Origin of the sequence: Salinisphaera sp. PC39 (assembly GCF_040361335.1) — a bacterium.
Classification (GTDB): domain Bacteria; phylum Pseudomonadota; class Gammaproteobacteria; order Nevskiales; family Salinisphaeraceae; genus APNM01.
Genome location: NZ_APNM01000001.1, coordinates 424,397 through 445,256, shown reverse-complemented (window position 1 = coordinate 445,256; position 20,860 = coordinate 424,397). Strand labels below are relative to the sequence as shown.

At 70.5% G+C, this 20,860-nt stretch carries 19 protein-coding genes and 1 other RNA gene; 3 read left to right on the top strand and 17 right to left on the bottom strand.

The window, feature by feature from the left end; genetic code table 11:
• Positions 1-17 precede the first annotated feature (17 nt).
• The 16 genes from ftsA to rsmI form a co-directional block, all read right to left on the bottom strand.
• A complete protein-coding gene (gene ftsA, locus PC39_RS02100; protein WP_353251704.1) occupies positions 18-1,250 on the bottom strand; it encodes a cell division protein FtsA in 1,233 nt (410 codons plus the stop codon).
• Positions 1,234-1,974, bottom strand: coding sequence for a cell division protein FtsQ/DivIB (locus PC39_RS02095; protein WP_353251703.1), 741 nt, complete (start codon positions 1,972-1,974; stop codon positions 1,234-1,236). Before PC39_RS02095 ends, ftsA begins: the two co-directional genes overlap by 17 nt.
• The gene (locus tag PC39_RS02090) at positions 1,961-2,920 is read right to left on the bottom strand and encodes a D-alanine--D-alanine ligase (protein WP_353251702.1); all 960 of its coding nucleotides are present in this window, start codon (positions 2,918-2,920) and stop codon (positions 1,961-1,963) included. The genes PC39_RS02095 and PC39_RS02090 overlap by 14 nt, the downstream gene beginning before the upstream one ends.
• Positions 2,917-4,359: a UDP-N-acetylmuramate--L-alanine ligase gene (gene murC, locus PC39_RS02085; protein WP_353251701.1), complete on the bottom strand. Its 1,443-nt coding sequence runs from the start codon at positions 4,357-4,359 to the stop codon at positions 2,917-2,919. Before murC ends, PC39_RS02090 begins: the two co-directional genes overlap by 4 nt.
• On the bottom strand, positions 4,356-5,450 hold the full coding sequence (murG, locus tag PC39_RS02080; RefSeq protein ID WP_353251700.1) for an undecaprenyldiphospho-muramoylpentapeptide beta-N-acetylglucosaminyltransferase: 1,095 nt from the start codon (positions 5,448-5,450) through the stop codon (positions 4,356-4,358). Before murG ends, murC begins: the two co-directional genes overlap by 4 nt.
• Positions 5,447-6,595: a putative lipid II flippase FtsW gene (gene ftsW, locus PC39_RS02075; protein ID WP_353251699.1), complete on the bottom strand. Its 1,149-nt coding sequence runs from the start codon at positions 6,593-6,595 to the stop codon at positions 5,447-5,449. The genes murG and ftsW overlap by 4 nt, the downstream gene beginning before the upstream one ends.
• On the bottom strand, positions 6,592-8,007 hold the full coding sequence (murD, locus tag PC39_RS02070; protein WP_353251698.1) for a UDP-N-acetylmuramoyl-L-alanine--D-glutamate ligase: 1,416 nt from the start codon (positions 8,005-8,007) through the stop codon (positions 6,592-6,594). Before murD ends, ftsW begins: the two co-directional genes overlap by 4 nt.
• The gene (mraY, locus tag PC39_RS02065) at positions 8,004-9,086 is read right to left on the bottom strand and encodes a phospho-N-acetylmuramoyl-pentapeptide-transferase (protein ID WP_353251697.1); all 1,083 of its coding nucleotides are present in this window, start codon (positions 9,084-9,086) and stop codon (positions 8,004-8,006) included. The genes murD and mraY overlap by 4 nt, the downstream gene beginning before the upstream one ends.
• Complete coding sequence (locus PC39_RS02060) at positions 9,080-10,450, bottom strand: UDP-N-acetylmuramoyl-tripeptide--D-alanyl-D-alanine ligase (RefSeq protein ID WP_353251696.1); 1,371 nt, start codon at positions 10,448-10,450, stop codon at positions 9,080-9,082. Before PC39_RS02060 ends, mraY begins: the two co-directional genes overlap by 7 nt.
• Entirely contained in the window at positions 10,447-11,952 is a 1,506-nt protein-coding gene (locus tag PC39_RS02055; protein ID WP_353251695.1) for a UDP-N-acetylmuramoyl-L-alanyl-D-glutamate--2,6-diaminopimelate ligase, read from the bottom strand. Before PC39_RS02055 ends, PC39_RS02060 begins: the two co-directional genes overlap by 4 nt.
• Positions 11,949-13,688: a peptidoglycan D,D-transpeptidase FtsI family protein gene (locus tag PC39_RS02050; RefSeq protein ID WP_353251694.1), complete on the bottom strand. Its 1,740-nt coding sequence runs from the start codon at positions 13,686-13,688 to the stop codon at positions 11,949-11,951. Before PC39_RS02050 ends, PC39_RS02055 begins: the two co-directional genes overlap by 4 nt.
• Positions 13,685-13,954, bottom strand: a complete 270-nt coding sequence (gene ftsL / locus PC39_RS02045; RefSeq protein ID WP_353251693.1) for a cell division protein FtsL — start codon at positions 13,952-13,954, stop codon at positions 13,685-13,687. Before ftsL ends, PC39_RS02050 begins: the two co-directional genes overlap by 4 nt.
• Complete coding sequence (gene rsmH / locus PC39_RS02040) at positions 13,951-14,895, bottom strand: 16S rRNA (cytosine(1402)-N(4))-methyltransferase RsmH (RefSeq protein WP_353251692.1); 945 nt, start codon at positions 14,893-14,895, stop codon at positions 13,951-13,953. The genes ftsL and rsmH overlap by 4 nt, the downstream gene beginning before the upstream one ends.
• A 59-nt stretch (positions 14,896-14,954) precedes the next feature.
• Positions 14,955-15,416, bottom strand: a complete 462-nt coding sequence (gene mraZ, locus PC39_RS02035) for a division/cell wall cluster transcriptional repressor MraZ (protein ID WP_353251691.1) — start codon at positions 15,414-15,416, stop codon at positions 14,955-14,957.
• Between the two features lie 343 nt (positions 15,417-15,759).
• Positions 15,760-16,112: RNase P RNA component class A (gene rnpB, locus PC39_RS02030), an RNA gene on the bottom strand.
• 67 nt (positions 16,113-16,179) lie between these two features.
• Positions 16,180-17,055 (bottom strand): 16S rRNA (cytidine(1402)-2'-O)-methyltransferase, encoded by an 876-nt coding sequence (rsmI, locus tag PC39_RS02025; RefSeq protein WP_502950832.1) that lies wholly within the window; start codon positions 17,053-17,055, stop codon positions 16,180-16,182.
• A gap of 132 nt (positions 17,056-17,187) precedes the next feature.
• On the opposite strand from rsmI, the gene PC39_RS02020 reads away from it, so the two are divergent.
• The 3 genes from PC39_RS02020 to PC39_RS02010 all read left to right on the top strand — a co-directional run bounded on the left by PC39_RS02020 (position 17,188) and on the right by PC39_RS02010 (position 20,285).
• Positions 17,188-19,164 carry a penicillin-binding protein activator gene (locus PC39_RS02020; RefSeq protein WP_353251690.1) on the top strand — a complete coding sequence of 659 codons (1,977 nt, stop codon included), beginning with the start codon at positions 17,188-17,190 and terminating at the stop codon, positions 19,162-19,164.
• 13 nt (positions 19,165-19,177) lie between these two features.
• Positions 19,178-19,543 (top strand): YraN family protein, encoded by a 366-nt coding sequence (locus tag PC39_RS02015; protein ID WP_353251689.1) that lies wholly within the window; start codon positions 19,178-19,180, stop codon positions 19,541-19,543.
• 142 nt (positions 19,544-19,685) lie between these two features.
• Complete coding sequence (locus PC39_RS02010) at positions 19,686-20,285, top strand: phosphoheptose isomerase (RefSeq protein ID WP_353251688.1); 600 nt, start codon at positions 19,686-19,688, stop codon at positions 20,283-20,285.
• Positions 20,286-20,424: 139 nt separating this feature from the next.
• Here the strand turns inward: PC39_RS02010 and PC39_RS02005 are convergent, their stop codons facing one another.
• Positions 20,425-20,844, bottom strand: coding sequence for a ClpXP protease specificity-enhancing factor (locus tag PC39_RS02005; RefSeq protein ID WP_353251687.1), 420 nt, complete (start codon positions 20,842-20,844; stop codon positions 20,425-20,427).
• Positions 20,845-20,860 lie beyond the last annotated feature (16 nt).

Genomic DNA, 20,860 nt, shown 5'->3' with positions numbered 1-20,860 from the left:
GCCCGGACTGTCAAAAATCAGAAATTGCCTTGAAACCAAGCCTTCATGCGTTGCCAGACCTGCTGAAAACTGTTGTCGGTCCGGCCGAGACTGCCGCCGGGAATCGATTTCTGCCCGAACAGCAGCAGACCCACGCCCGTGGCGTGGATGGGGTTCTTGACGACATCGGTCAGCCCTTGGGCGTGCTGCGGCACACCCAGACGGACGGGCATGTGGAAGACCTCCTCGGCGAGGTCGATCAATCCCTCCATCTTCGCGGAGCCGCCGGTAAGCACCACGCCCCCGGCCAGCACCTCGTCGAAGCCGCTGCGTACCAGTTCCTTGTGGATCAGCACGAACAGCTCCTCGTAGCGGGGCTTGATCACTTCCGCCAGGGTGTAGCGCGACAGCCGCCGCGGCGGGCGGTCGCCCACGCTGGGCACCTCGATGGCGTCGTCCTCCTCGATCAATTCCGGCAGGGCGCAGCCGTACCGGGTCTTGATCCCCTCGGCGTGTTGGGTGGGCGTGCGCAGGGCCACCGCGATGTCGTTGGTGACCTGATCCCCGGCGATCGGAATGACCGCGGTGTGGCGGATGGCACCGTTGACGAACACCGCGATGTCCGAGGTGCCGCCGCCGATGTCCACCAGGCACACGCCCAGATCCTTCTCGTCGTCGGCCAGCACCGCCTCCGCGGAGGCGAGCTGCTCCAGCGACAGCTTGGAGACCTCCAGGCCGCAGCGGGCGACGCATTTCTGGATGTTCTGCGCCGACGTCACGGCCCCGGTGACCATGTGCACCTTGGCCTCCAGCCGCACGCCGGACATGCCGACGGGCTCCTGGATTCCCTCGTTGTCGTCCACCGCGAACTCCTGCGGCAGGACGTGCAGGATCTTCTGGTCGGCGGGGATCGCGACCGCGCAGGCGGCGTCGATCACCCGGTCGATGTCGGCCTCCGTGACCTCCTTGCTGCGCACGGCGACGATGCCGTGCGAGTTGAGGCTTTTCACGTGGGCGCCGGAAATCCCGCAGTGCACCGACTGCACCCGGCAGCCGGCCATCAGCTCGGCCTCCTCGACGGCGCGGCGGATGGCGTTGGTGGTCGACTCGATATTGACCACCATCCCCTTCTTCATGCCGCGGGACGGGTGGCTGCCCAGGCCGATGATCTCGAGATCGCCGTCCTCGCCGATCTCGGCCACGATGCACGCCACCTTGGACGTGCCGATGTCCAGGCCCACGATCAGGTTCTTCTCAGGCCGCTTGCTCATTCTCGCTCTCCCGATCGGTATCCGTGTCGCGCAATCCGCCGACCGCGAATCCGTCGCCGTAGCGCATGTCCACATAGGCCGCCCGTTGCAGCCGCTCGCCCAGGGCCGGCGCGGCGTGCTCGACGAAACGGCGCACGCGGGTCTCGATGTCGGTGCGGCCCAGGCGCAGCTCCAGGCCGTTGTCCAGTTCCAGTCGCCAGGCGCCGCGCGGATCCAGGCCGAGGGCCGCGACCCCGTGCCCGGCCGGCGCGAGGATCTCCCGCAGTTCCGGCAGGCGCGCGCGCAGCCGCGCCTGGCTGCCCTCGGGGCCGACCAATCGCGGCAGGCCCTCGGGCCGCGGACCGCGCGGCACGAACAGGCTGCCGTCCGCGGCCAGCACCGCGTCCTCGCCCCAGAGGGCGACAGGCCGGTGCTCGCGCACCCGGATCACGAGCCCGTCCGGCCAGCGCCGGTGCACCTGCACCACGGCCAGCCAGGGCTCGGCGGCGACCGCGTCCCGGATCGCGTCCAGGTCGAGGTCAAAGAAGTCGGCGCCGAGATGCGGCCGGGCGGCCTCGACCACGGCGCGGTCGGACACGTGCGACAGCTCGCCGGCGACGTACAGGCGGCGCGGCCCCTCGTCGTGCTGGCGCAAGCCCTGCCAGGTGCAGGCCGCGAGTCCGAGCAGCAGGAGCGCCGCCGGCACCGGCCACAGCCGCCGGATATCCGGGCTATGCCGCTTCATGGCCGTCCTCCCGGGTTGCCAGCGTGGTCGCGAGGATGCGCCAGACCAGTTCGTCGAAATCGATGCCGGCGGCGGCCGCCGCCATCGGCACCAGGCTGTGCGAAGTCATGCCCGGCACCGTGTTCAGCTCCAGGAACCAGGGCTGGCCCTCGCCGTCCATCATGAAATCCACCCGCCCCCAGCCGTGCGCGCCGGCGGTCTCGAAGGCACGCAGCGACAGCGCCGCCAATTCCGATTCGCGTTCGGGCGGCAGCCCGCAGGGGCAGTGGTAGCGGGTGGTGTCCGATTCGTACTTGGCGTGATAGTCGTAGAAGCCGCTCTCGACCTCGATGCGCAACAGGGGCAGCACCCGGCCGTCCAGGATCGAGGCGGTGTATTCGGGCCCGTCGATGAAGCGCTCGGCCAGGACCTCGCGGTCGTAGACCGCCGCCGCCCGATAGGCGGCCGCCAGGTCGCCGGCCGCATCCACCCGGGTCATCCCCAGCGACGACCCCTCGTGTGCCGGCTTCACGAACAGCGGCAGCCCGAGATCGCCGGCCACCGCCTCGAAATCCATGTCCGGCACCAGGTAGCGATGCGCCGGCGTGGGAATCCCCTGCGACGCCCAGACCGCCTTGCAGCGGGCCTTGTCCATCGCCAGCGCCGAGGCCAGCACGCCGCTGCCGGTATAGGGCAGACCGAGCACTTCCAGGACCGCCTGGGCCACGCCGTCCTCGCCGCCGGCGCCGTGCAGGGCCACCCAGGCGCGGTCGAAGCCCTCGCCCTTCAGCCCCAGCAGACGGGCGCGATCGATATCCACGCCGTGGGCGTCGACGCCCCGTCGGCGCAGACCGGCCAGCACCGCCTCGCCGCTCACCAGCGAGACCTCGCGCTCGGCGGCCCAGCCGCCCATGAGCACGGCCACGCGGCCGAAGTCTTGCGGATTGTCCACCCGCGGCGCGTTCATTCGTCCGTCACTCCCCTGTTGCGGGCCAGCTCGGCGGCGGCCTGGCCGATGTCGCCGGCCCCCAGTGTCAGCACCACGTCCCCGTCTCCCGCGATGTCGGCAAGCAACGCCGGCAACTCCGCGAGATCGGACAGGAACACCGGATTCACTCCGCCGCGGGCGCGCACGCCGCGGGCCAGCGCGCGCCCGTCGGCGTTGGCCACCGGCGTCTCGCCGGCGGCGTAGACCTCGCACAGCACCAGCGTGTCCAGGTCCGCCAGCACGCGGCAGAAATCCTCGAACAGGTCGCGGGTGCGGCTGTAGCGATGCGGCTGGAACACCACCAGCAGGCGGCGGTCCGGCCAGGCGCCGCGCACCGCGGCCACGATGTTGGCGATCTCGCGCGGGTGGTGGCCGTAATCGTCCACCAGCAGGCAGCGCTTGCCGTCCAGGTCCAGCTCGCCGTGGACCTCGCAGCGGCGGCCGATCCCCGCGAACGAGGACAACGCCGCCTGGATGGCGCCCATCTCCACGCCCAGCTCGCGCGCCACCGCGGCGGCCGCCAGTGCGTTCAGCACGTTGTGGCGCCCCGGCAACGCCAGGTGCACGGTCCAGCCCTGCTGGCTGTCCTTGGTGCGCAGGGTGAAGCGGGTACCGGCGCCGACCGGTTCCAGCTTCTCGGCCCAGAGATCGGCGTCGGTCTCCACGCCGTAGGTCAGCACCGGCCGACCGACCCGCGGCAGGATCTCGCGCACCACGGGGTCGTCCACGCACAGCACCGCCAGACCGTAGAACGGCAGGTGGTGGATGAACTCCACGAAGGTGTCCTTGAGGCGGGCGAAGTCGCCGCCATAGGCCTCCAGGTGGTCGGCATCGATGTTGGTGACGATCGCCAGCATCGGCGTCAGGAACAGGAACGAGGCGTCCGACTCGTCGGCCTCCGCCACCAGGTACGGCCCCTCGCCCAGGCGGGCGTTGGTACCGGCGCCCAGGACCTTGCCGCCGACGATGAAGGTCGGGTCCAGCCCGCCCTCGGCGAGCAGCGCCGCCACCAGGCTGGTGGTGGTGGTCTTGCCGTGCGTGCCCGCGACCGCGATGCCGTAGCGGAAGCGCATCAGCTCGGCCAGCATCTCGGCACGCGGCACCACCGGCACCAGCCGCTCGTGGGCGGCCACCACCTCCGGGTTGTCCTCGCCGACCGCGGACGAGGTGACCACCACGTCCGCGCCCGCGGCGTGCTTCGCGGCGTGTCCGATGTGGATCGTCGCCCCCAGCTCGGTCAGCCGGCGGGTCGCGGCGCCCTCCTTGATGTCGGTGCCGGACACGGTATAGCCGAGGTTCAGCAACACCTCGGCGATACCGGCCATGCCGACACCGCCGATGCCCACGAAGTGCACCCGCTGCACACGCCGCATGGGCCGCTGGCTCATGGGCAGGAAGTTCTGCTCGGCGCCGGTCATGACGGAATCCCCCGAGGACATGCCGCGGCCATGCAAGCGTCCGCGATCTCCCGCGTCGCATCGGTCCAGGCGGCGCCGCGCGCGGCCTCGGCCATCTCGCAGAGGCGGGCCCGGTCGGCACACAGCTCGGCCAAACGATCCGCGAGGCGCCGGGCGTCCAACGCCGATTGCGGAATCAGCTCGGCGGCGCCGCGCCGGGTCAGATATTCGCCGTTGATCCGCTGGTGATCGTCCACCGCATACGGATACGGGATCAGCAAGGCGCCCAGCCCGGCCGCCGCCAGCTCGGCGACGGTGAGGGCGCCGGAGCGGCATACGACCAGATCGGCCCAGGCATAGGCCGCGGCCATGTCCTCGATATAGGCGGTCACGTCGCCGGCGACGCCGTGCTCGCGGTAGGCGGCCTGCGCCGCCTCCAGGGTGCGGCCGGCCTGGTGCCGGACTTCCGGACGGGTTGCCGCCGGCAGACGCGCCAGCGCCGCCGGCACCATCTCGTTGATCGCCAGCGCGCCGCCGCTGCCGCCCAGTACCAGCAACCGCACGGGCCCTTCGCGACCCGCCAGCCGCTCGCGCGGGCCCGGCAGCGCCAGAATGTCCGCGCGCACCGGATTGCCCACGCAGCGGGCGCCGCGCGCGGCCGGGAACGTATTCGGGAACGCCTCCAACACGGTCACGGCCATCCGTGCCAGCAGGCGGTTGGTCAGACCGGCGACGGCGTTCTGCTCGTGGATCACCAGCGGCCGTCGCAGCAGCCGGGACGCCAGACCGCCGGGCCCGGAGGCAAAGCCGCCCATGCCGAGCACGGCGCGCGGCGCGGTACGGCGCACGATGCCCAGCGCCTGGGCCAAGGCCCGAAGCAGCCGCCAGGGTGCCGTCAGCCAGGAGACCCAGCCCTTGCCCCGCAGGCCGGCGATACCGATCCATTCCATCGGATAGCCGGCGGCCGGCACCACGCGGGCCTCCAAACCCGCCTGGGTGCCCATCCACACCACTTCGGCGCCGCGGTTCTTCAATTCCGCAGCCACGGCCAACGCCGGGTAGACGTGGCCACCCGTGCCACCCGCCATGATCAGGATCCTCGGCGCGCTCACCGTCGCCTCCCCGGCGCGGCGGCGCGCGCCTCCAGGTCCACCCGCAGCAGCAAGGCCACCAACACGCAGGTCGTCAGCAGGCTGGAGCCGCCATAGCTCATCAAGGGCAGGGTCAGACCCTTGGTCGGCAGCAGCCCCATGTTCACGGCGATGTTCACGAACGCTTGCAGGGCCAGCCAGCTCACGATGCCGTAGGCCAGGTAGGCCCCGAACCAGAGGCCGGCCGCGCCGGCGCGGCCGGCCACCGCGAAGCCGCGCCAGAGCACCAGCGCGAACAACGCGATCACGGCGAGCGAACCGATGAGCCCGAACTCCTCGGCCAGGATCGCGAACAGGAAATCGGTGTGGGTCTCGGGCAGGTAAAGCAGCTTTTGCACCGAGTTGCCCAGCCCCACTCCGGCGAACTCGCCGCGCCCGATGGCGATCAGCGCCTGGGTGAGCTGGAAGCCGCTCGCGTAGGGATGCGCCCAGGGATCGGTGAAGCTCACCAGCCGCGCCACCCGGTAGGGCGAGGACAGGGCCGCGACCATCAGCATGCCGACCGCGCCACCGCCCAGCATCAGCAGGTGTGACAGCCGGGCCCCGGCCAGGAACAGAAGAATGCCGGAGACCGCCACCAGCACCGCCACGGCGCCGTAGTCCGGCTCCAGCAGCAGCAACAGGCTCGCCAGCAGCACCGGCAGGATCGGCCGGACCAGACCGCCCAGGGTCGTCCGCAGCTCGACCTGGCGGCGCACGGCGTAGCCGGCCAGGTACAACAGCACGCACAACCGCGCCGGCTCCGAGGCCTGCAGCATCGCCGGCCCCAGGTCGATCCAGCGCCGGGCGCCGTTGACCTCGCGGCCGATACCGGGGATCAGCACCAACACCAACAGGGCCAGGCCCGCGCCCAGCAACGGCACGCTGTTGGCCTGCCAGAGGCGCAGCGGCAGGTGTAGCACCACGAAACCCGCACCCAGCCCCAACAGCGCGTAGACCGCCTGCCGGTAGAAGTAATACAGCGGTTCGCCGGTGGCGCGGTCGGCCACGGCCACCGAGGACGAGGCCACCATGACCAGTCCGATCAGCAGCAACACCGCCACCGCCACGCTCAGTCCGAGGTCCGGCCGCGCCGGCGGCAATTTGAGGGACGCGGCGCCGATCATGCCGACAACCTCCCGACCGCCGCGGCGAAGCGTTCGCCGCGCTCGCGGTAGTCCCGAAACATGTCGAAGCTGGCGCAGCCGGGCGACAGCAGGACCGTGTCGCCGGGCCGGGCCGCGTCGGCGGCGGTGCGCACCGCCTCGTCCATGTTGGCCGCGCGGTGCATGGGCACCACGCCCGACAGCACCGCCTCGATCCGGCCGGCGTCCGTCCCGAACAGGACGGCGGCACGCCCCTTGGCCGCCATCACCGGCCGCACCGGCGCGAAATCGCCGCCCTTGGCCTCGCCGCCGGCCAGCAGCACGATCGGGCCGGCAACACCTTCCAGCGAGGCGAGCATGGCACCGACGTTGGTGCCCTTGGAGTCGTCGACGTAATCGACCTCGTTCACGCGCGCCACCCAGCGGCAACGGTGCGGCAGCCCCGGGAACTCGCGCAGGGCCGCGAGCATCGCGAGTCGCGGCAGACCCGCGGCCTCGCCCACGGCCAGCGCGGCCAGGGCATTGCCCAGGTTGTGGCGACCCCGGAGCTTGAGCTCGTCGGCGCGGCACAGCGGCTCATCGCCGGCGCACAATCGGATCGTCCCGTCCGCGTCCTCGCGCAGATGCCAATCGGCCTCCCCAGCGGTGCTGAACCGCACCACGGCGGCATCGCCGGTCGCCATGGCCGCGACCCGGGGATCGTCGACGTTGACCACGGCGGTGCCGGCGCCCCGGAACGCCCGCGCCTTGAGATCGGCGTAGCGGTCCAGGCTGCCGTGGCGATCGATATGGTCGGGGCTGACGTTGAGCACGACCGCGGCCGTGGGCCGCAGGGAGTCCGTGAGCTCGAGCTGGAAACTCGACAGCTCCAGCACGTAAAGCTCGATATCGTCGTCCAGCAGGTCGAGCGCGGGGGTACCGAAGTTGCCGCCCACGGCGACCCGCAGGCCCGCCGCCTCGGTCATGGCGCCGACCAGGGCGGTCACGGTGGACTTGCCGTTGGAACCTGTGATGGCAATCAGACGTGATTGCTGATGGGTGATGGGTGATTCGGAAGGCGATTCCGTATCCGAGTCCATCGCCCGGTGACCGAGTTCGCGGGCGAAGAGTTCGATATCACCGACCACGGGGATGCCGGCACTCTGCAGCTCACGGATAAAGGGTTCCTGCAACGAAATGCCGGGTGAGACCACCGCCTCGGCGATTTCCCCCAGCGGCAGCGGCGATGCGAATCCGCCGAAACGGCGCGGCACATCGCCGAATGCCGCCAATCCCTTCATTTTCGGCGGCTGATCCCGACTGTCCGTCACCGCAAACGGCACGCCCTTGCGCGCCAGATAACGCGCCACGGACAAACCTGTGGCCCCAAGGCCGACCACCAGCACCGGCCCTGTAACCTGTAACCCGTAACCTGTAACTTGCTGCCTGCTCATCGTATCTTCAACGTCGACAGGCCGATCAGGACCAGAACCAGGGTGATGATCCAGAAGCGGACGATGATCTTGGGCTCCGCCCAGCCCTTGAGTTCGAAGTGGTGGTGCAGCGGGGCCATCCGGAACATGCGGCGGCCGGTGAGCTTGTAGGTGGCCACCTGGAGCATCACCGACACGGTCTCGGCCACGAACACGCCGCCCATCACCAGAAGCACGAGTTCCTGGCGCACGATCACGGCGACGATGCCCAGCGCGGCGCCCAGCGCCAGCGCCCCGACGTCGCCCATGAACACCTGCGCCGGATAGGTGTTGAACCAGAGGAAGCCGAGACCGGCGCCGCCGATCGCGGTGCAGAAGATCGCCAGCTCGCCGACGCCGTGCACAAAGTGGAAGCCGAGATAGGCCGAAAACTCGGCATGCCCGGTGACATAGGCGAAAATGCCCAGCGCCGAGCCGACCAGCACACAAGGCATGATCGCCAGGCCGTCCAGGCCGTCGGTCAGATTCACCGCGTTGCTGGCGCCCACCACGACCAGGTAGGCCCAGAGGATGTAGCCCGCGCCCAGCGGCACCACCACATCCTTGAGCATGGGGATGAGCACGCCGGTCTCGGCGGTCGACTCGGCACTCAGGTAGACCCAGACGGCGGCCGTCAGGCCCACCAGGGTCTGCCAGAACAACTTGTTCCGCGCCGACAGCCCCTTGCTGTTGCCGTACTTGAGCTTGCGGTAGTCGTCGATGAACCCGATGGTGCCGAAGGCCGTGGTGACCAGCAGCGCGATCCAGACATAGCGGTTGGCCAGGTCCGCCCACAGCAGCGTGGCCACCACCACGGCGGCGATGATCAGGGCGCCGCCCATGGTCGGCGTCCCGGCCTTCACCAGGTGGCTCTGCGGGCCGTCCTGCCGGATCTGCTGGCCGATCTGGTGGAACGTCAGCCGCCGGATCATCCAGGGACCGAACACGAACGAGAAGATCATGGCCGTGAGCACGCCCAGGATCGCCCGGAAGGTCAGGAACTGGAACACGCGGAAACCACTGTGGAACTGTTCCAGCCATTCGGCGAGATGCATCAGCATGGCGCGTCCCTCCCTCCGTCCTCGCCGGCGGCGAACGCCTGCGCGACCCGATCCATGCGCGCCGAGCGCGATCCCTTGACCAGCAGGTTCACGCCGGGCGTCAGCGCCTCCCGCAGCGCCGCGATCAAGGATTCCTGATCGTCGTAATGCGTAGCGCCGTCGCCGAACCCCTCGACGGCGTGGCGCGACAGGGGCCCCACCGCGAACAGCCGCGTCACGCCGGCGGCACGCGCGGCGCGGCCGGCCTCGGCATGTGCCGCCTCGGCGCCGTCACCCAGTTCGGCCATGTCGCCCAGGGCCACCCAGGCATCGCCGGACTGGGCCACCAGCCAGGACACGGCGGCGGCCAGGGAGGCCGGGTTCGCGTTATAGCTGTCGTCGATGAGACTCACACCGGGCACCGACGCGGGGCGCGACTGCAGCCGGCCGGCGACACCGGCGACGCCGGTGAGACCGGCGGCGATACGGGCCGGATCCAGTTCCAGGGCGGTGGCGACGGCCGCCGCCGCCAGGGCGTTGAGCACGTTGTGGCGACCGGCCAGCGGCAGCTCCACGGCGGCCTCGCCGGCGGGCGTGATCAACATGAAGCGGGTCACGCCGCCGTCGCTCTCGATCGCGCGGGCGCGCACGTCGGCCCCGGCCTCCAGGCCGAAGGTGACGCGCCGCCGGTCGCCGGCCAGCTCGTACCAGACCGGGCTGCGGGGATCGTCGGCATTGATCACGGCGACGCCGTCGGCCGCCAGGTCGGCGAACAGCTCGCCCTTGGCCCGGGCCACGCCGTCCAGGGAACCGAACCCTTCCAGGTGGGCCGGCCCGGCGTTGGTGATCACGCCCACATTGGGCCGTGCCAATCGCGTCAGCAACGCGATCTCGCCGGGACCGCTGGCGCCCATCTCGATCACGGCGTGGGCGTGCTCGTCGTCGATGCGGAGCAGGGTCAGGGGCACCCCGATGTGGTTGTTCAGGTTGCCTCGCGTGACCAGGACCGGGCCCACCCCCCGCAGGATCGCGGCGATCATCTCCTTGACGGTGGTCTTGCCGTTGCTGCCGGTCACCCCGATCACCGGCCCGCGGAAACGCAGCCGCCAGGCGGCGGCGTAACGCTGCAGGGCCGCGAGGGTGTCGCCGACCACGATCTGCGGCAGGGCGACATCCTGCGGCCGCTCGACCAGGGCGCCGGCGGCGCCCAGCGAGGCGGCCCGCGCCACGAACTCGTGACCGTCGAAACGTTCACCGCGCAAGGCCACGTAGAGATCGCCGGGCGCCAGGCCGCGGGTATCGGTGGACACGCCGGTGAACGTGGCGTCGCCGCCCTGGAGACGCCCCTCGACCACCGAGGCCAGTTGTGCGAGACGGGCGTTCATGCCGCCTCCAGTGCCTGGCGCGCCGCGGCGCGGTCGTCGAAAGGCCGGCGCTGGCCGGCCACGATCTGGAACGTCTCGTGGCCCTTGCCGGCGATGAGCACGGCATCGCCGTCGCGCGCCTCGGCGATCGCCGAGGCGATGGCGCGGGCGCGGTCGTGCTCCACGGTCACCGGCGCCGCCGCGGGAAACCCGGAGCGGATATCGGCGACGATGGCCTCGGGTGCCTCGCCGCGCGGATTGTCGTCCGTGACCCAGATGGCGTCGGCGTGGCGGGCCGCCGCCGCGGCCATCAACGGGCGTTTGCCGCGGTCGCGCTCGCCGCCGCAGCCGAACACGCAGATCAGGCGGCCGCGGCAGTGCTCGGCCACCGCCAGCAGCGCCTGCTCCAGCGCCCCCGCGGTGTGGGCGTAGTCGACCACGACCAGCGGCCGGCCCATACCGCCGCTGACGATCTCCATGCGCCCCGGCACGGTCCCGACGCCATCCAGCGCGGCCACCGCGGCGGCCGGCTCGATCTCCCGAACCAGCAGCACGGCCGCGGCGGCCAGGAGGTTGTAGGCATTGAACCGGCCGATCAGTCGGCTGTGGATGCGGAGCTCGCCCCAGTCGCCGGTGATGTCCAGCGACAGGCCGTTGGGCTGTGCCAGGACCTCGCGCGCGACCACACGCCGGCAGCCGGCCGGGACCGCCGCCGGATCGAGCCCGTAGGCCACCACGGACACACCCGCCGGCAGGGTCTCCAGCCAGGCGCGGCCGTGGGCATCGTCGGCGTTGAGCACGGCCGTGCCCAGGCCCGGCATCTCGAACAGGCGGCGCTTCGCGGCGGCATACGCCGCCGGGCTGCCGTGATAATCCAGGTGGTCGCGGCCGATCTGGGTGAGCACGGCGACATCGAAGGCGACGCCGTCAACCCGGCCCTGCTCGAGGGCGTGCGACGAGACCTCGATCGCCGCCGAATCCAGGTCGGCGGCGACCATCCGCGCGAGCCAGTCCTGGAGTTCCACGGCGTCGGGCGTGGTATGCGCGGCGGGCGTCAGATCCGCGAGCGTGCCGTAGCCGAGCGTGCCGAGATAGCCGCAGCGGTGTCCGGTCAGGTCCAGGGCCTGGGCCAGGATATGGGCACAGGAGGTCTTGCCGTCGGTACCGGTCACCCCCGTCACGGCCAGCGCGCGCGAGGGGTGTCCATGGAAACGGGCGGCGATCTCGCCGCAGCGGTGCGCTAGATCGGGCACGCGCACCGTCGGCACGGACAAGGCCGCGCGGGGATCGTCCGGTTCACCGTCCCAGATCACCGCGGCCGCGCCACGGGAAACGGCTTCCTCCGCGAACGCCAGACCATGATTCGCGTCGCCCGGCCGCGCCAGGAACAGGTAGCCCGGCCGCACGCGGCGGCTGTCGGCGGCCACGCCCGACACCGGCGTGTCCGGCACCGGCGATGCCGTCATGCCCGCCAGGAGCGCGTCCAGGGGGCGTGGCGCCACGTTCGCTTCCGCCAGGGTCACGACGCTTCCTCCCGGCCGGCGTCGGCCGTGAGCATGGCCGGCTCGGACGGCGGCACCCGCAGGGTCCGAAGGGCGTCGCGCATGATCCGCGCGAACACCGGCGCCGCCACGGCACCGCCGTAGTAATCGCCGTCGCGCGGCTCGTCGATCATCACCAGGGTCACGAGCCGCGGCTCGTCGGCCGGGGCCATGCCCACGAACAGGGCCTGGTGGCGTTTGTGGTCGTAGCCGTCGGCGTCGACCTTGCGGACGGTGCCGGTCTTGCCGGCGATGTCGTACCCCGCCACGTCCGCGCGCGTCGCCGTGCCCTCGGGGGCGACCACGCCGCGCAGCAGATCGCGCACCGTGCGCGCGGTGGCCGGGTCGACCACCTGGCGTTCCCGCAGGTCGGGACCGGCTGCGTCGATGTCCGTGGCGACCAGGCTCAGGGGATGTAGACGACCGTCCGCGGCGATCGCGGCGTAGGCGCGCGTCAACTGCAGCGCCGTGACCGATACCCCGTAACCGTAGGCCGCGGTGGCCGTGGCGATATCGCCCCACTGGTAGAAATCGCGCAGCACCCCGTAGCGCTCGCCGGGGAACCCGATGCCGGTCATGTCGCCCAGACCGAAGTCGCGGTAAGCCTCCCAGAGCGCCTCCGCGCCCAGCTCGAGACCGACCTTGGCGGCGCCGACATTGCTGGATTTGGCCAGCAAGCGGGCAAAATCGACGTCGCCGTAGTCGCGGAAATCGCGGACCGTGAGCCGGCCCACGCGGAAGCTGCCGCCCTCGGTGTCGATGGTGCTGGCGGTGGAGAAGACGCCGCTGTCCAACGCACGCGCGATCATCAACGGCTTGATGGTCGAGCCGGGCTCGAAGATATCGGTCACGGCCCGGTTGCGCAGCCCGCCCGTCGGGATCGAGCTGCGGCTGTTGGGGTTGAAACTGGGATAGGAGGCCATCGCCAACACCTCGCCCGAGGCGGGGTCGAGCATCACCACCACACCGGCCTTGGCCTCGTTCTGCGTGACCGCGGCCTTGAGTTCGCGGTAGGCTAGGTACTGCAGCCGCAGATCCACCGTCAGGCGGATGTCGCGCCCGGCCTGGGGCGGCGTGAATTGCGCCAGGTCCTCGACCACCCGGCCGAGGCGATCCTTGATCACGCGGCGACTGCCGGACTCACCGTGCAGGCTCTCGTCCAGGGCCAGTTCCAGCCCCTCCTGGCCGCGACCGTCGATATCCGTCAATCCCACGAGCTGGGCCGCGGCCTCGCCCGCCGGGTAATAACGTCGGTATTCGCGTTGCAGGAAGATGCCGGGCATGTCGAGATCCATGACATGCCGCGCCTGCGCGGGGCTGAGCTGCCGACGCAGGTAAAGGAACTGACGATCCCGGTGCCGGTTGAGTTTCTCGCGCAGATCGGCGACGCCCGTCTCCAGCCGTCCGGCCAGCGCCGACAGGCGCTCCGGGGCCTCCAGGACCGCGGAGGGCACCGCCCAGACCGATTCCGTCGGCGCCGACAGGGCGAGCGGCTCGCCGCGACGGTCGCGGATCGCGCCGCGCCCGGCGGGCACGTCGACGGTACGCACATGGCGTTTGGTGCCCTCCTCGACCAGGAACTGCCGGTCGAGCACCTGCAGGTCGAACGCCCGCGCGCCCAGCACGACGGCGAACACGCCGAAGACCGCGAGCACGGCCCGGGCGCGCCACGGCGGCGGCGGTTCCAAGCGGACATTGGGGCGCCGGCGCCGGCTCACCGCGTGTCTCCCAGGACCGCGTACTGCCGCGGCCGGTGCATGTCGAGCCGCTCGTGCGCGATGCGCGCGATCCGGTCGGGGTTGGCCCAGGCGCTCTCCTCGAGCTGCAACTGGGCCCACTCGGTCTTCAGCCGGTCGCGTTCGACCCGCAGCACCTGGAGTTCGTGCTGGAGCTCGCGCGCGCGGTGCTTGGCCTGCACCACCGCCAGGGCGGCGACCAGGTCGGCCGCCACCAGCGCCAGGATCAGCAGCGCCCGCCGGCTCATGTGCCCTCCCCGGCCGTGCGCTCGGCCACGCGCAGGATCGCGCTGCGTGCCCGCGGGTTCTCGGCGATCTCGTCCGCCCCGGCGCGGTGCGGCTTACCGATCAGGCGCAGGGCCGGCGGCGTCGGCTCGGCCATGGGCAGCGGCGGCGGCTCGGGGTGCGCGGCGTCGCGCATGAACCGCTTGACGATGCGGTCCTCCAGCGAATGGAAACTGATTACCACCAGGCGCCCGCCCGGCGCCAGGGCCGGCAGGCATTGCGCCAGCGCCTCGCTCAGGTCTTCCAGCTCGCGGTTGATGTGGATACGCAGGGCCTGAAAGCTGCGGGTGGCGGGATGGATGCGCGAACCGGCGGCGACACGGGCCGGCACCGCGGAAGCGATGATCTCGGCGAGCCGCGCGGTGGTCTCGATCGGGGCCCGCTCGCGGGCATCCACGATGGCGCCCGCGATGCGGCCGGCCAGCGGCTCTTCGCCGTAGCGCTTGAGCACGCGTGCGATCTCGCCGTGGCCGGCGACCGCCAGCCATTCGGCGGCGCTCTCGCCGGCCGAGGGATCCATCCGCATGTCCAGGGGCCCCTCGCGGCTGAACGAAAAGCCGCGCCGGGCGGCGTCGAGTTGCGGCGAGGAGACGCCCAGGTCCATGAGAATCCCGTCGACACGGCCGGCCAGGTCGGCCTCGGCCAGGACCTCGCCGAGGCGGGCGAAGCTGGCGCGATGAAAACTGAACCGTGGATCGTCGCCCAGGGTGGCGCGGGCCGCGTCACCGGCCTCGGGGTCCTTGTCGAAGGCGAGCAGCCGGCCGCCCGGCCCCAGGCACGACAGTATGGCCGCGCTGTGCCCGCCGCGGCCGAAAGTGGCGTCCACGTAAACGCCGTCGGGCCTGATCGCCAGGCCCGCCATCGCCGCATCCAGCAGGACCGGCTTGTGTTCGGTCTGCTTCACTGCCCTCGCCCGCATTTGCTGCCGTACCTAATAAATAGAGGTGTCGCGACGCGCCGGGTTCACAGCTGGAGATCCTTCAGCGTGTCCGGCAGCTCGTCCGCCGCGGCCTGGGCGGCCAGACTGTCGCCGATGTCGGCGGTGCTGGCCTGCCAGTCGTCCTCGTTCCAGAGCTCGAACAGGTGTCCCATGCCGGCCAGGACGGCGCGCGTGTCCAGGCGCGCGAACCCCCTCAGGTTGGCCGGCAGCAATAGCCGTCCCTGACGGTCCATCTCGATGTCGCGCGCGTTGCCGAGGAAGAAGCGTTGGATATTGCGGACCTGGCTGTTCAGGCCGCCCTTGCTGAGCAGCTCGCGCTCGAAGGCCTGGAAGCGGTCCTGGGGATAGACCAGAAGGCAGCCGTCCCAGTGCTGGGTGACGACCATACGGCCACCGCAGGCGTCGACCAACGCCTGCCGGTACGCCGACGGGATCGCGAAGCGACCCTTGGCGTCTATGGTGACCGAATGCGAACCCCTGAACACCTCGGGCTCCTCTGGCTGCTTGCCACTTTAACCCACTTTTTTCCCCGATGCGCCACTATAGGCACCGCTGTCTCGCAATGTCAAGGAAAGAAACGCGACCAGTTCAGGCAAAAGCCCCGCCAAAACAAACGCTTACGACAGCAACCCAGGCCACGCCTGAGAAGTCGCGTTTGCCAACGAATACAGTTGCTTAGGAGATGTTTCTGACGCGGAAGATTAGAAGCGGGGCTCGCACCGGACAGGGGCCGGTGGTGAGAAGTGGGACACCCACCCGGACCGGCGACTGGGACGGCCAGACGGCTCGTCCCAATCACCAATCACGAATCACCAATCACGGTGACAAAAGGAGAGCCGACCTGTAAGCCGGGTTCTGTCGAGGACGGTCATTCCTCTGCGACGCCCGTCACCGGACGCCTGTAGCGACCTACCCGGGAGCCGTGCGGGCCACACGATCGCTCCCCTATTCGGTCTTGCTCCGGGTGGGGTTTACCGTGCCGCGAACCGTTGCCGGCCGCGCGGTGCGCTCTTACCGCACCTTTTCACCCTTGCCTGTGCCCTTTCGGGCCATCGGCGGTATGTTTTCTGTGGCACTTTCCGTCGGCTCACGCCGCCCAGGGGTTACCTGGCACCCTGCCCTGTGGAGCCCGGACTTTCCTCCGTCCCGCGATGCGGGGCAGCGACCGTCCGGTCGGCTCGATTGTCATTATAAAGGAACCACAGAGGCACGGAGAACACAGAGGTAAGACAAGGAGCAATTTGCTCTTCACTCCGTGCCCTCTGCGCCTCTGTGGTTGCCTTCTTTGATTTTCAATATACGTTCGTAGGCTTCGTTGCGGGCCACGCCGATGAGTTCGGCGGCGGTACGAGCCACGGCTTTGGCCGGCATATGTTCGAGCAGCACGCTGAGCAGGCGGTCGAGATCCACCTCGTAACGGGCCGGCGGGGTTTCGGTGCCGCCCACCACCAGCACGAACTCCCCGCGGTGGCGGTTGTCGTCCGCCGCCAGCCACTCGCCCAATCCGGCGGCCGTCAGGGTCACGCTCTCCTCATGCAACTTGGTCAACTCGCGGGCGAGACAGACCGAACGATCGCCACCGAGGGTCGCGGCGATGTCCGCCACCGTATCCGCGATGCGGTGGCTGGACTCGTACAGCACCAGCGTCCGGGTCTCGACCGCCAATTCCCCGAGCCGGCGCCGACGCGCCGTGGCGCGCGACGGCAGGAATCCCTCGAACACGAACCGGTCCGGCGGCAACCCCGAGACCGCGAGGGCGGCCACGGCGGCACAGGGTCCCGGCACGACGCGCACCGTCAGGCCCGCTTCACGCGCGGCACGGACGAGCAGGAAGCCGGGATCGCTGACCAGCGGCGTGCCGGCGTCGCTGACCAGGGCGACCTCGCCCCCCGTGCGCAGACGTTCGATGATCTCCGGCACCCGCTCGCTTTCATTGTGCTCGTGCAGCGACACGGCCGGGACGCCCGCGATGCCCAGGTGGCCGAGCAACTGCGCGCAACGCCGGGTGTCCTCGGCCGCGATCAGATCGACGCCCGCCAGGGTGTCGCGCACGCGTGGCGCCAGGTCCCCCAGATTGCCGATGGGCGTGGCCACGATGTGAAGGACGCCTCCGCCTTGCACCATGTGTCTCCCGGAACGGTCGGATACGACGGTACGCTATGCTATACGCTGACGGCGGCCGTGTCGGCACGGTCGCCGGCGGGCCGGTATCCGCGCCCGGACCAGACCCGAGACCGGACCAGACATCGGAGACGCATGATCGCCATCCGCCCCGTCCAAGCGCGCGCCCCCCTGGCGCTCGCCCTCGCCCTGCTCCTGTTCGCGGCCGGCTGCGCCCGGGTGCCCGTCACCCCGGCACCCGCACCGGAGGTGCCCACCGCCGACCGCGCGGCGGCACGGGCCGCGCAAGGCGAATACAGCGAGGCCGCGCGGCTCTACGCCCGGGCGGCGGAGGACGCCCGGGGCGCGGAACGCGACCGGCTTTACCTCGCCGCCGGCGAGGCGGCGGCCCGGGCCGGGGACGCGGCGACCGCCAACGATCATCTCGATCGGGTCAATACGGACTCGCTGGACGACACGCAGCGCGCCCGCCTGAGACTGGCCCGCACCGAGGCGCGCATCGCCGATCTGCCGCCGCCGCGCGCGCTGCAGCTCGTGCCGATTCCCGAAAGCGGCACACCGCCGGCGGTCGCGGCGCGGACCTGGCTACTGCGCTCGCAACTGCTCCTGGCCCAGGATCGCGTGGTGGAGGCGGTTCACGCCCTGGTGCAACGTGATATCTGGCTGCTGGAGCCGGAGCAGGCCCGCGCCAACGACGAGCGCATCTGGCGGATACTGCGGGCCCGTCTGCCCGAGGACGCCCGGCTCGACGCCCTCGACCGGGTGGACGACACCACCCGCGGCTGGGTCGCCCTGGCCCGCATCGGCGCCCGCGTGCGTACCGACCGCGCGGCCCTGGAGGATGCCCTGATCGACTGGGAACGGCGCTTCCCCGGTCATCCGGCGGGACGCACGATCCTGCCCGAACGCTTCGACTACGACCCGATCGCGCCCGGCACCGGCATCGCCGCGGGCGACGGCCGCGGCATCGGCCTCGCGCTGCCCCTCACCGGCCGCTTCGCCGATCCGGCGGCGGCGGTACGCGACGGGTTCCTCGCAGCCTACTACGCCAGCGGCCAGCCACGGCCCAGACTCCACATCTACGATACCAACGCCGTGGCCGACATGAGGGCGTTGGTGGAGCGGGCGCGCGGCGACGGCGTCGGCCTCCTCGTCGGCCCCCTGGACAAGAATCACGTCGCCGAACTGCGCACGCTGGAGCGCGGCAGCGGCGAGAACGGGGGCGAGAACGAGGACACGCCGCCCATGCCGATACTCGCGCTCAACTACACCGAGACCGACAGCGGCTACCCCGGCTTCTACCAGTTCGGCCTCGCCCCCGAGGACGAGGCGGAGGCGGTGGCCGAGCGCGCCATCAACATGGGCCTGCGCCGCGGCCTGGCCCTGGTGCCCGACAGCGACTGGGGCGACCGCGTGCTGTCAGCCTTCCGGGACGCCCTCTACTACATGGGCGGCGAAATGGTGGATTACGCCACCTACGACCCGCGCGACCAGGACCACGCCGGCCCCATCAAGACCCTGCTGAAATACCGCGGCGTTCCCGAAGACGATACCGAAAAGGACGACGACGACACGCCGCCGGAGACCGACGAGAACGGCGACCCCATCGAGCGCGGCCGACGTCAGGACGCCGATTTCATCTTCATCGCGGCGCAGCCGGCCGAGGCCCGACTGATCCGCACCCAGCTACGCTTCTACCGGGCCATGCGGCTGCCGGTGCTGGCGACCTCCCATGTCTTCACCGGCAAGATCGATCCCGCGCGGGACAGCGACCTGGACGGGCTGATGTTCGCCGACATGCCCTGGGCGCTCGCCCGCGAGGGCGACATCGCCGAACGCCGCGAACGCATACGGGAACTGTGGCCGGACGCGGCCGACCGCTACCTGCGCCTGTTCGCCCTCGGCCACGACGCCTGGGCACTGCAGGCGCGCATCCGCCGCGGCGACCTGGAGACCGGGCGACTGCTCGACGGCGACACCGGCGAGCTGTTCCTGCAGCCGGACGGCGAGATCCACCGCGCGCTCGACTGGGCCCGCTTCGTGCGCGGTCGCCCGGAGCCGATGCCCGAGCCCGTGGTGGAGGATGTCGGCGCCGCCGACGGCGAGCGCTAGGACGGCGGGCATTATGAGGACCTGGCGCCAGCGTCGCGGGCGCGCGGCCGAGAACCGGGCCCTGGCGGCCGCCCGCGAGCGGGGCTTGACCTGCCTGGCGCGCAATTTCCAATGCCGGCAGGGCGAACTGGACCTGGTGCTGGACGACGGCGACGAAGTCGTGATCGTCGAGGTCCGTTATCGCAACCGCACCGACTACGGTGATCCGGCGGCCACCGTGAACGCCGCCAAGCGACGCCGTATCATTGCCGCGGCGCGCCTGTTCCTGCTCGCGCACCCGGCGCTGGGCGACCGCGGCGTACGCTTCGACGTGGTCGCCGTCGGACCGGGCGAACGGCTGGAGTGGATCGAGGCGGCCTTCGACGCGGATAATTGGTAAAACCGATTAACCACAGAGACACAGGGGCACAGAGGTCCGGGAAACAGTCAATGCTTTCGTACCCTTTGTGACCGAAAATGACTTCGCCCGTGACTCTGTGCCCCTGTGGTGCTTTTCTTCCTGACCCATTCGGGAGTCCTGCATGAATCATGAGGAACGCCTGCGCGGCTTCTTCGAAGCCAGCATCCGGGCCAAGCGCGACACCCTGGCATCGGCGCTCCCGGTGCTGGCGGCCGCCGGCGAGATGCTCGCGGGCGCGCTGGCCGACGGACACAAGGTCCTGAGTTGCGGTAACGGCGGCTCCTCGGGCGACGCCCAGCATTTCTCCTCGGAACTGGTGAACCGTTTCGAACGCGAACGTCGCGCCCTGCCCGCCGTCGCCCTCACCACCGAGAGTTCCACGCTGACCGCGATCGCCAACGACTATGACTACGACCGGATATTCAGCCGCCAGGTGGAGGCCCTGGGCGCGCCCGGCGACGTCCTGCTGGCCGTGAGCACCAGCGGCAATTCACCCAACGTGGTCGCCGCGATCGAGGCCGCGCACGAGCGCGGCATGCGGGTGCTGGCGCTGACCGGACGCGACGGCGGCCGCATCGCCCGGACGCTGGCCGGGGAGGACATCGAGCTGCGGGCCGCCTCGGACGTGACCGCCCGTATCCAGGAGGTGCACCTCCTGTTCATCCACTGCCTCTGCGACCAGATCGACGAGCGGCTATTCGGCCACGAGAATCAGGCCTGAGGAACAAACCACAGAGACACAGAGGGCACAAAGAGAATCAGGCTGGCACACGTAGTCAGCCGACCGCGAAAGGGGCCGTTCTTGCCCCACAAGAAGCATCTTTCTCTGTGCGCTCTGTGTCTCTGTGGTTCGTATCGTCTTATTTGACGACCTTGAGGTGGGAGCGCTTCTTCTTTTCGCCCTGCTCCGGCTCGCCGTCGCCGCCATCGCCGTCGCCGCCATCGCCGTCGGGCGGCGGCTCGGGCTCCTCGACCTCGCCGAAGAGCATGCCCTGACCGTTCTCGCGGGCGTAGAGGGCGAGCACGGCGCCCGGCGGCACCTCGACCTCGAACGGCCGTCCGGAGAAACGGGCCGAGAAGCGGATCATGTCGTTGCCCAACGCCAGGTCGCGCACGGCGGAGGGGCTGACGTTGACGGTAATCTTGCCGTCCTCGGTCACGAACTGTTCGGGTACGCGCACGCCGGGCGCATCGGCGGCGACCAGCATGTGCGGGGTCAACTGGTTGTCCAGGACCCATTCGTATATCGCGCGGATCAGATACGGGCGCCGGGAGATCACGGCAACCACTCCTCGA

Bases quoted from the DNA above. Each gene is read 5' to 3' on its own strand.
- ftsL (WP_353251693.1), bottom strand. From the start codon at position 13,954: ATGAGCCGGCGGGCGCTGCTGATCCTGGCGCTGGTGGCGGCCGACCTG.
- PC39_RS02090 (WP_353251702.1), bottom strand. From the start codon at position 2,920: ATGAACGCGCCGCGGGTGGACAATCCGCAAGACTTCGGCCGCGTGGCC.
- murC (WP_353251701.1), bottom strand. From the start codon at position 4,359: ATGACCGGCGCCGAGCAGAACTTCCTGCCCATGAGCCAGCGGCCCATG.
- ftsA (WP_353251704.1), bottom strand. From the start codon at position 1,250: ATGAGCAAGCGGCCTGAGAAGAACCTGATCGTGGGCCTGGACATCGGC.
- PC39_RS02010 (WP_353251688.1), top strand. From the start codon at position 19,686: ATGAATCATGAGGAACGCCTGCGCGGCTTCTTCGAAGCCAGCATCCGG.
- mraY (WP_353251697.1), bottom strand. From the start codon at position 9,086: ATGCTGATGCATCTCGCCGAATGGCTGGAACAGTTCCACAGTGGTTTC.
- PC39_RS02095 (WP_353251703.1), bottom strand. From the start codon at position 1,974: ATGAAGCGGCATAGCCCGGATATCCGGCGGCTGTGGCCGGTGCCGGCG.
- murD (WP_353251698.1), bottom strand. From the start codon at position 8,007: ATGAGCAGGCAGCAAGTTACAGGTTACGGGTTACAGGTTACAGGGCCG.
- PC39_RS02020 (WP_353251690.1), top strand. From the start codon at position 17,188: ATGATCGCCATCCGCCCCGTCCAAGCGCGCGCCCCCCTGGCGCTCGCC.
- ftsW (WP_353251699.1), bottom strand. From the start codon at position 6,595: ATGATCGGCGCCGCGTCCCTCAAATTGCCGCCGGCGCGGCCGGACCTC.
- PC39_RS02015 (WP_353251689.1), top strand. From the start codon at position 19,178: ATGAGGACCTGGCGCCAGCGTCGCGGGCGCGCGGCCGAGAACCGGGCC.
- rsmI (WP_502950832.1), bottom strand. From the start codon at position 17,055: ATGGTGCAAGGCGGAGGCGTCCTTCACATCGTGGCCACGCCCATCGGC.
- PC39_RS02060 (WP_353251696.1), bottom strand. From the start codon at position 10,450: ATGAACGCCCGTCTCGCACAACTGGCCTCGGTGGTCGAGGGGCGTCTC.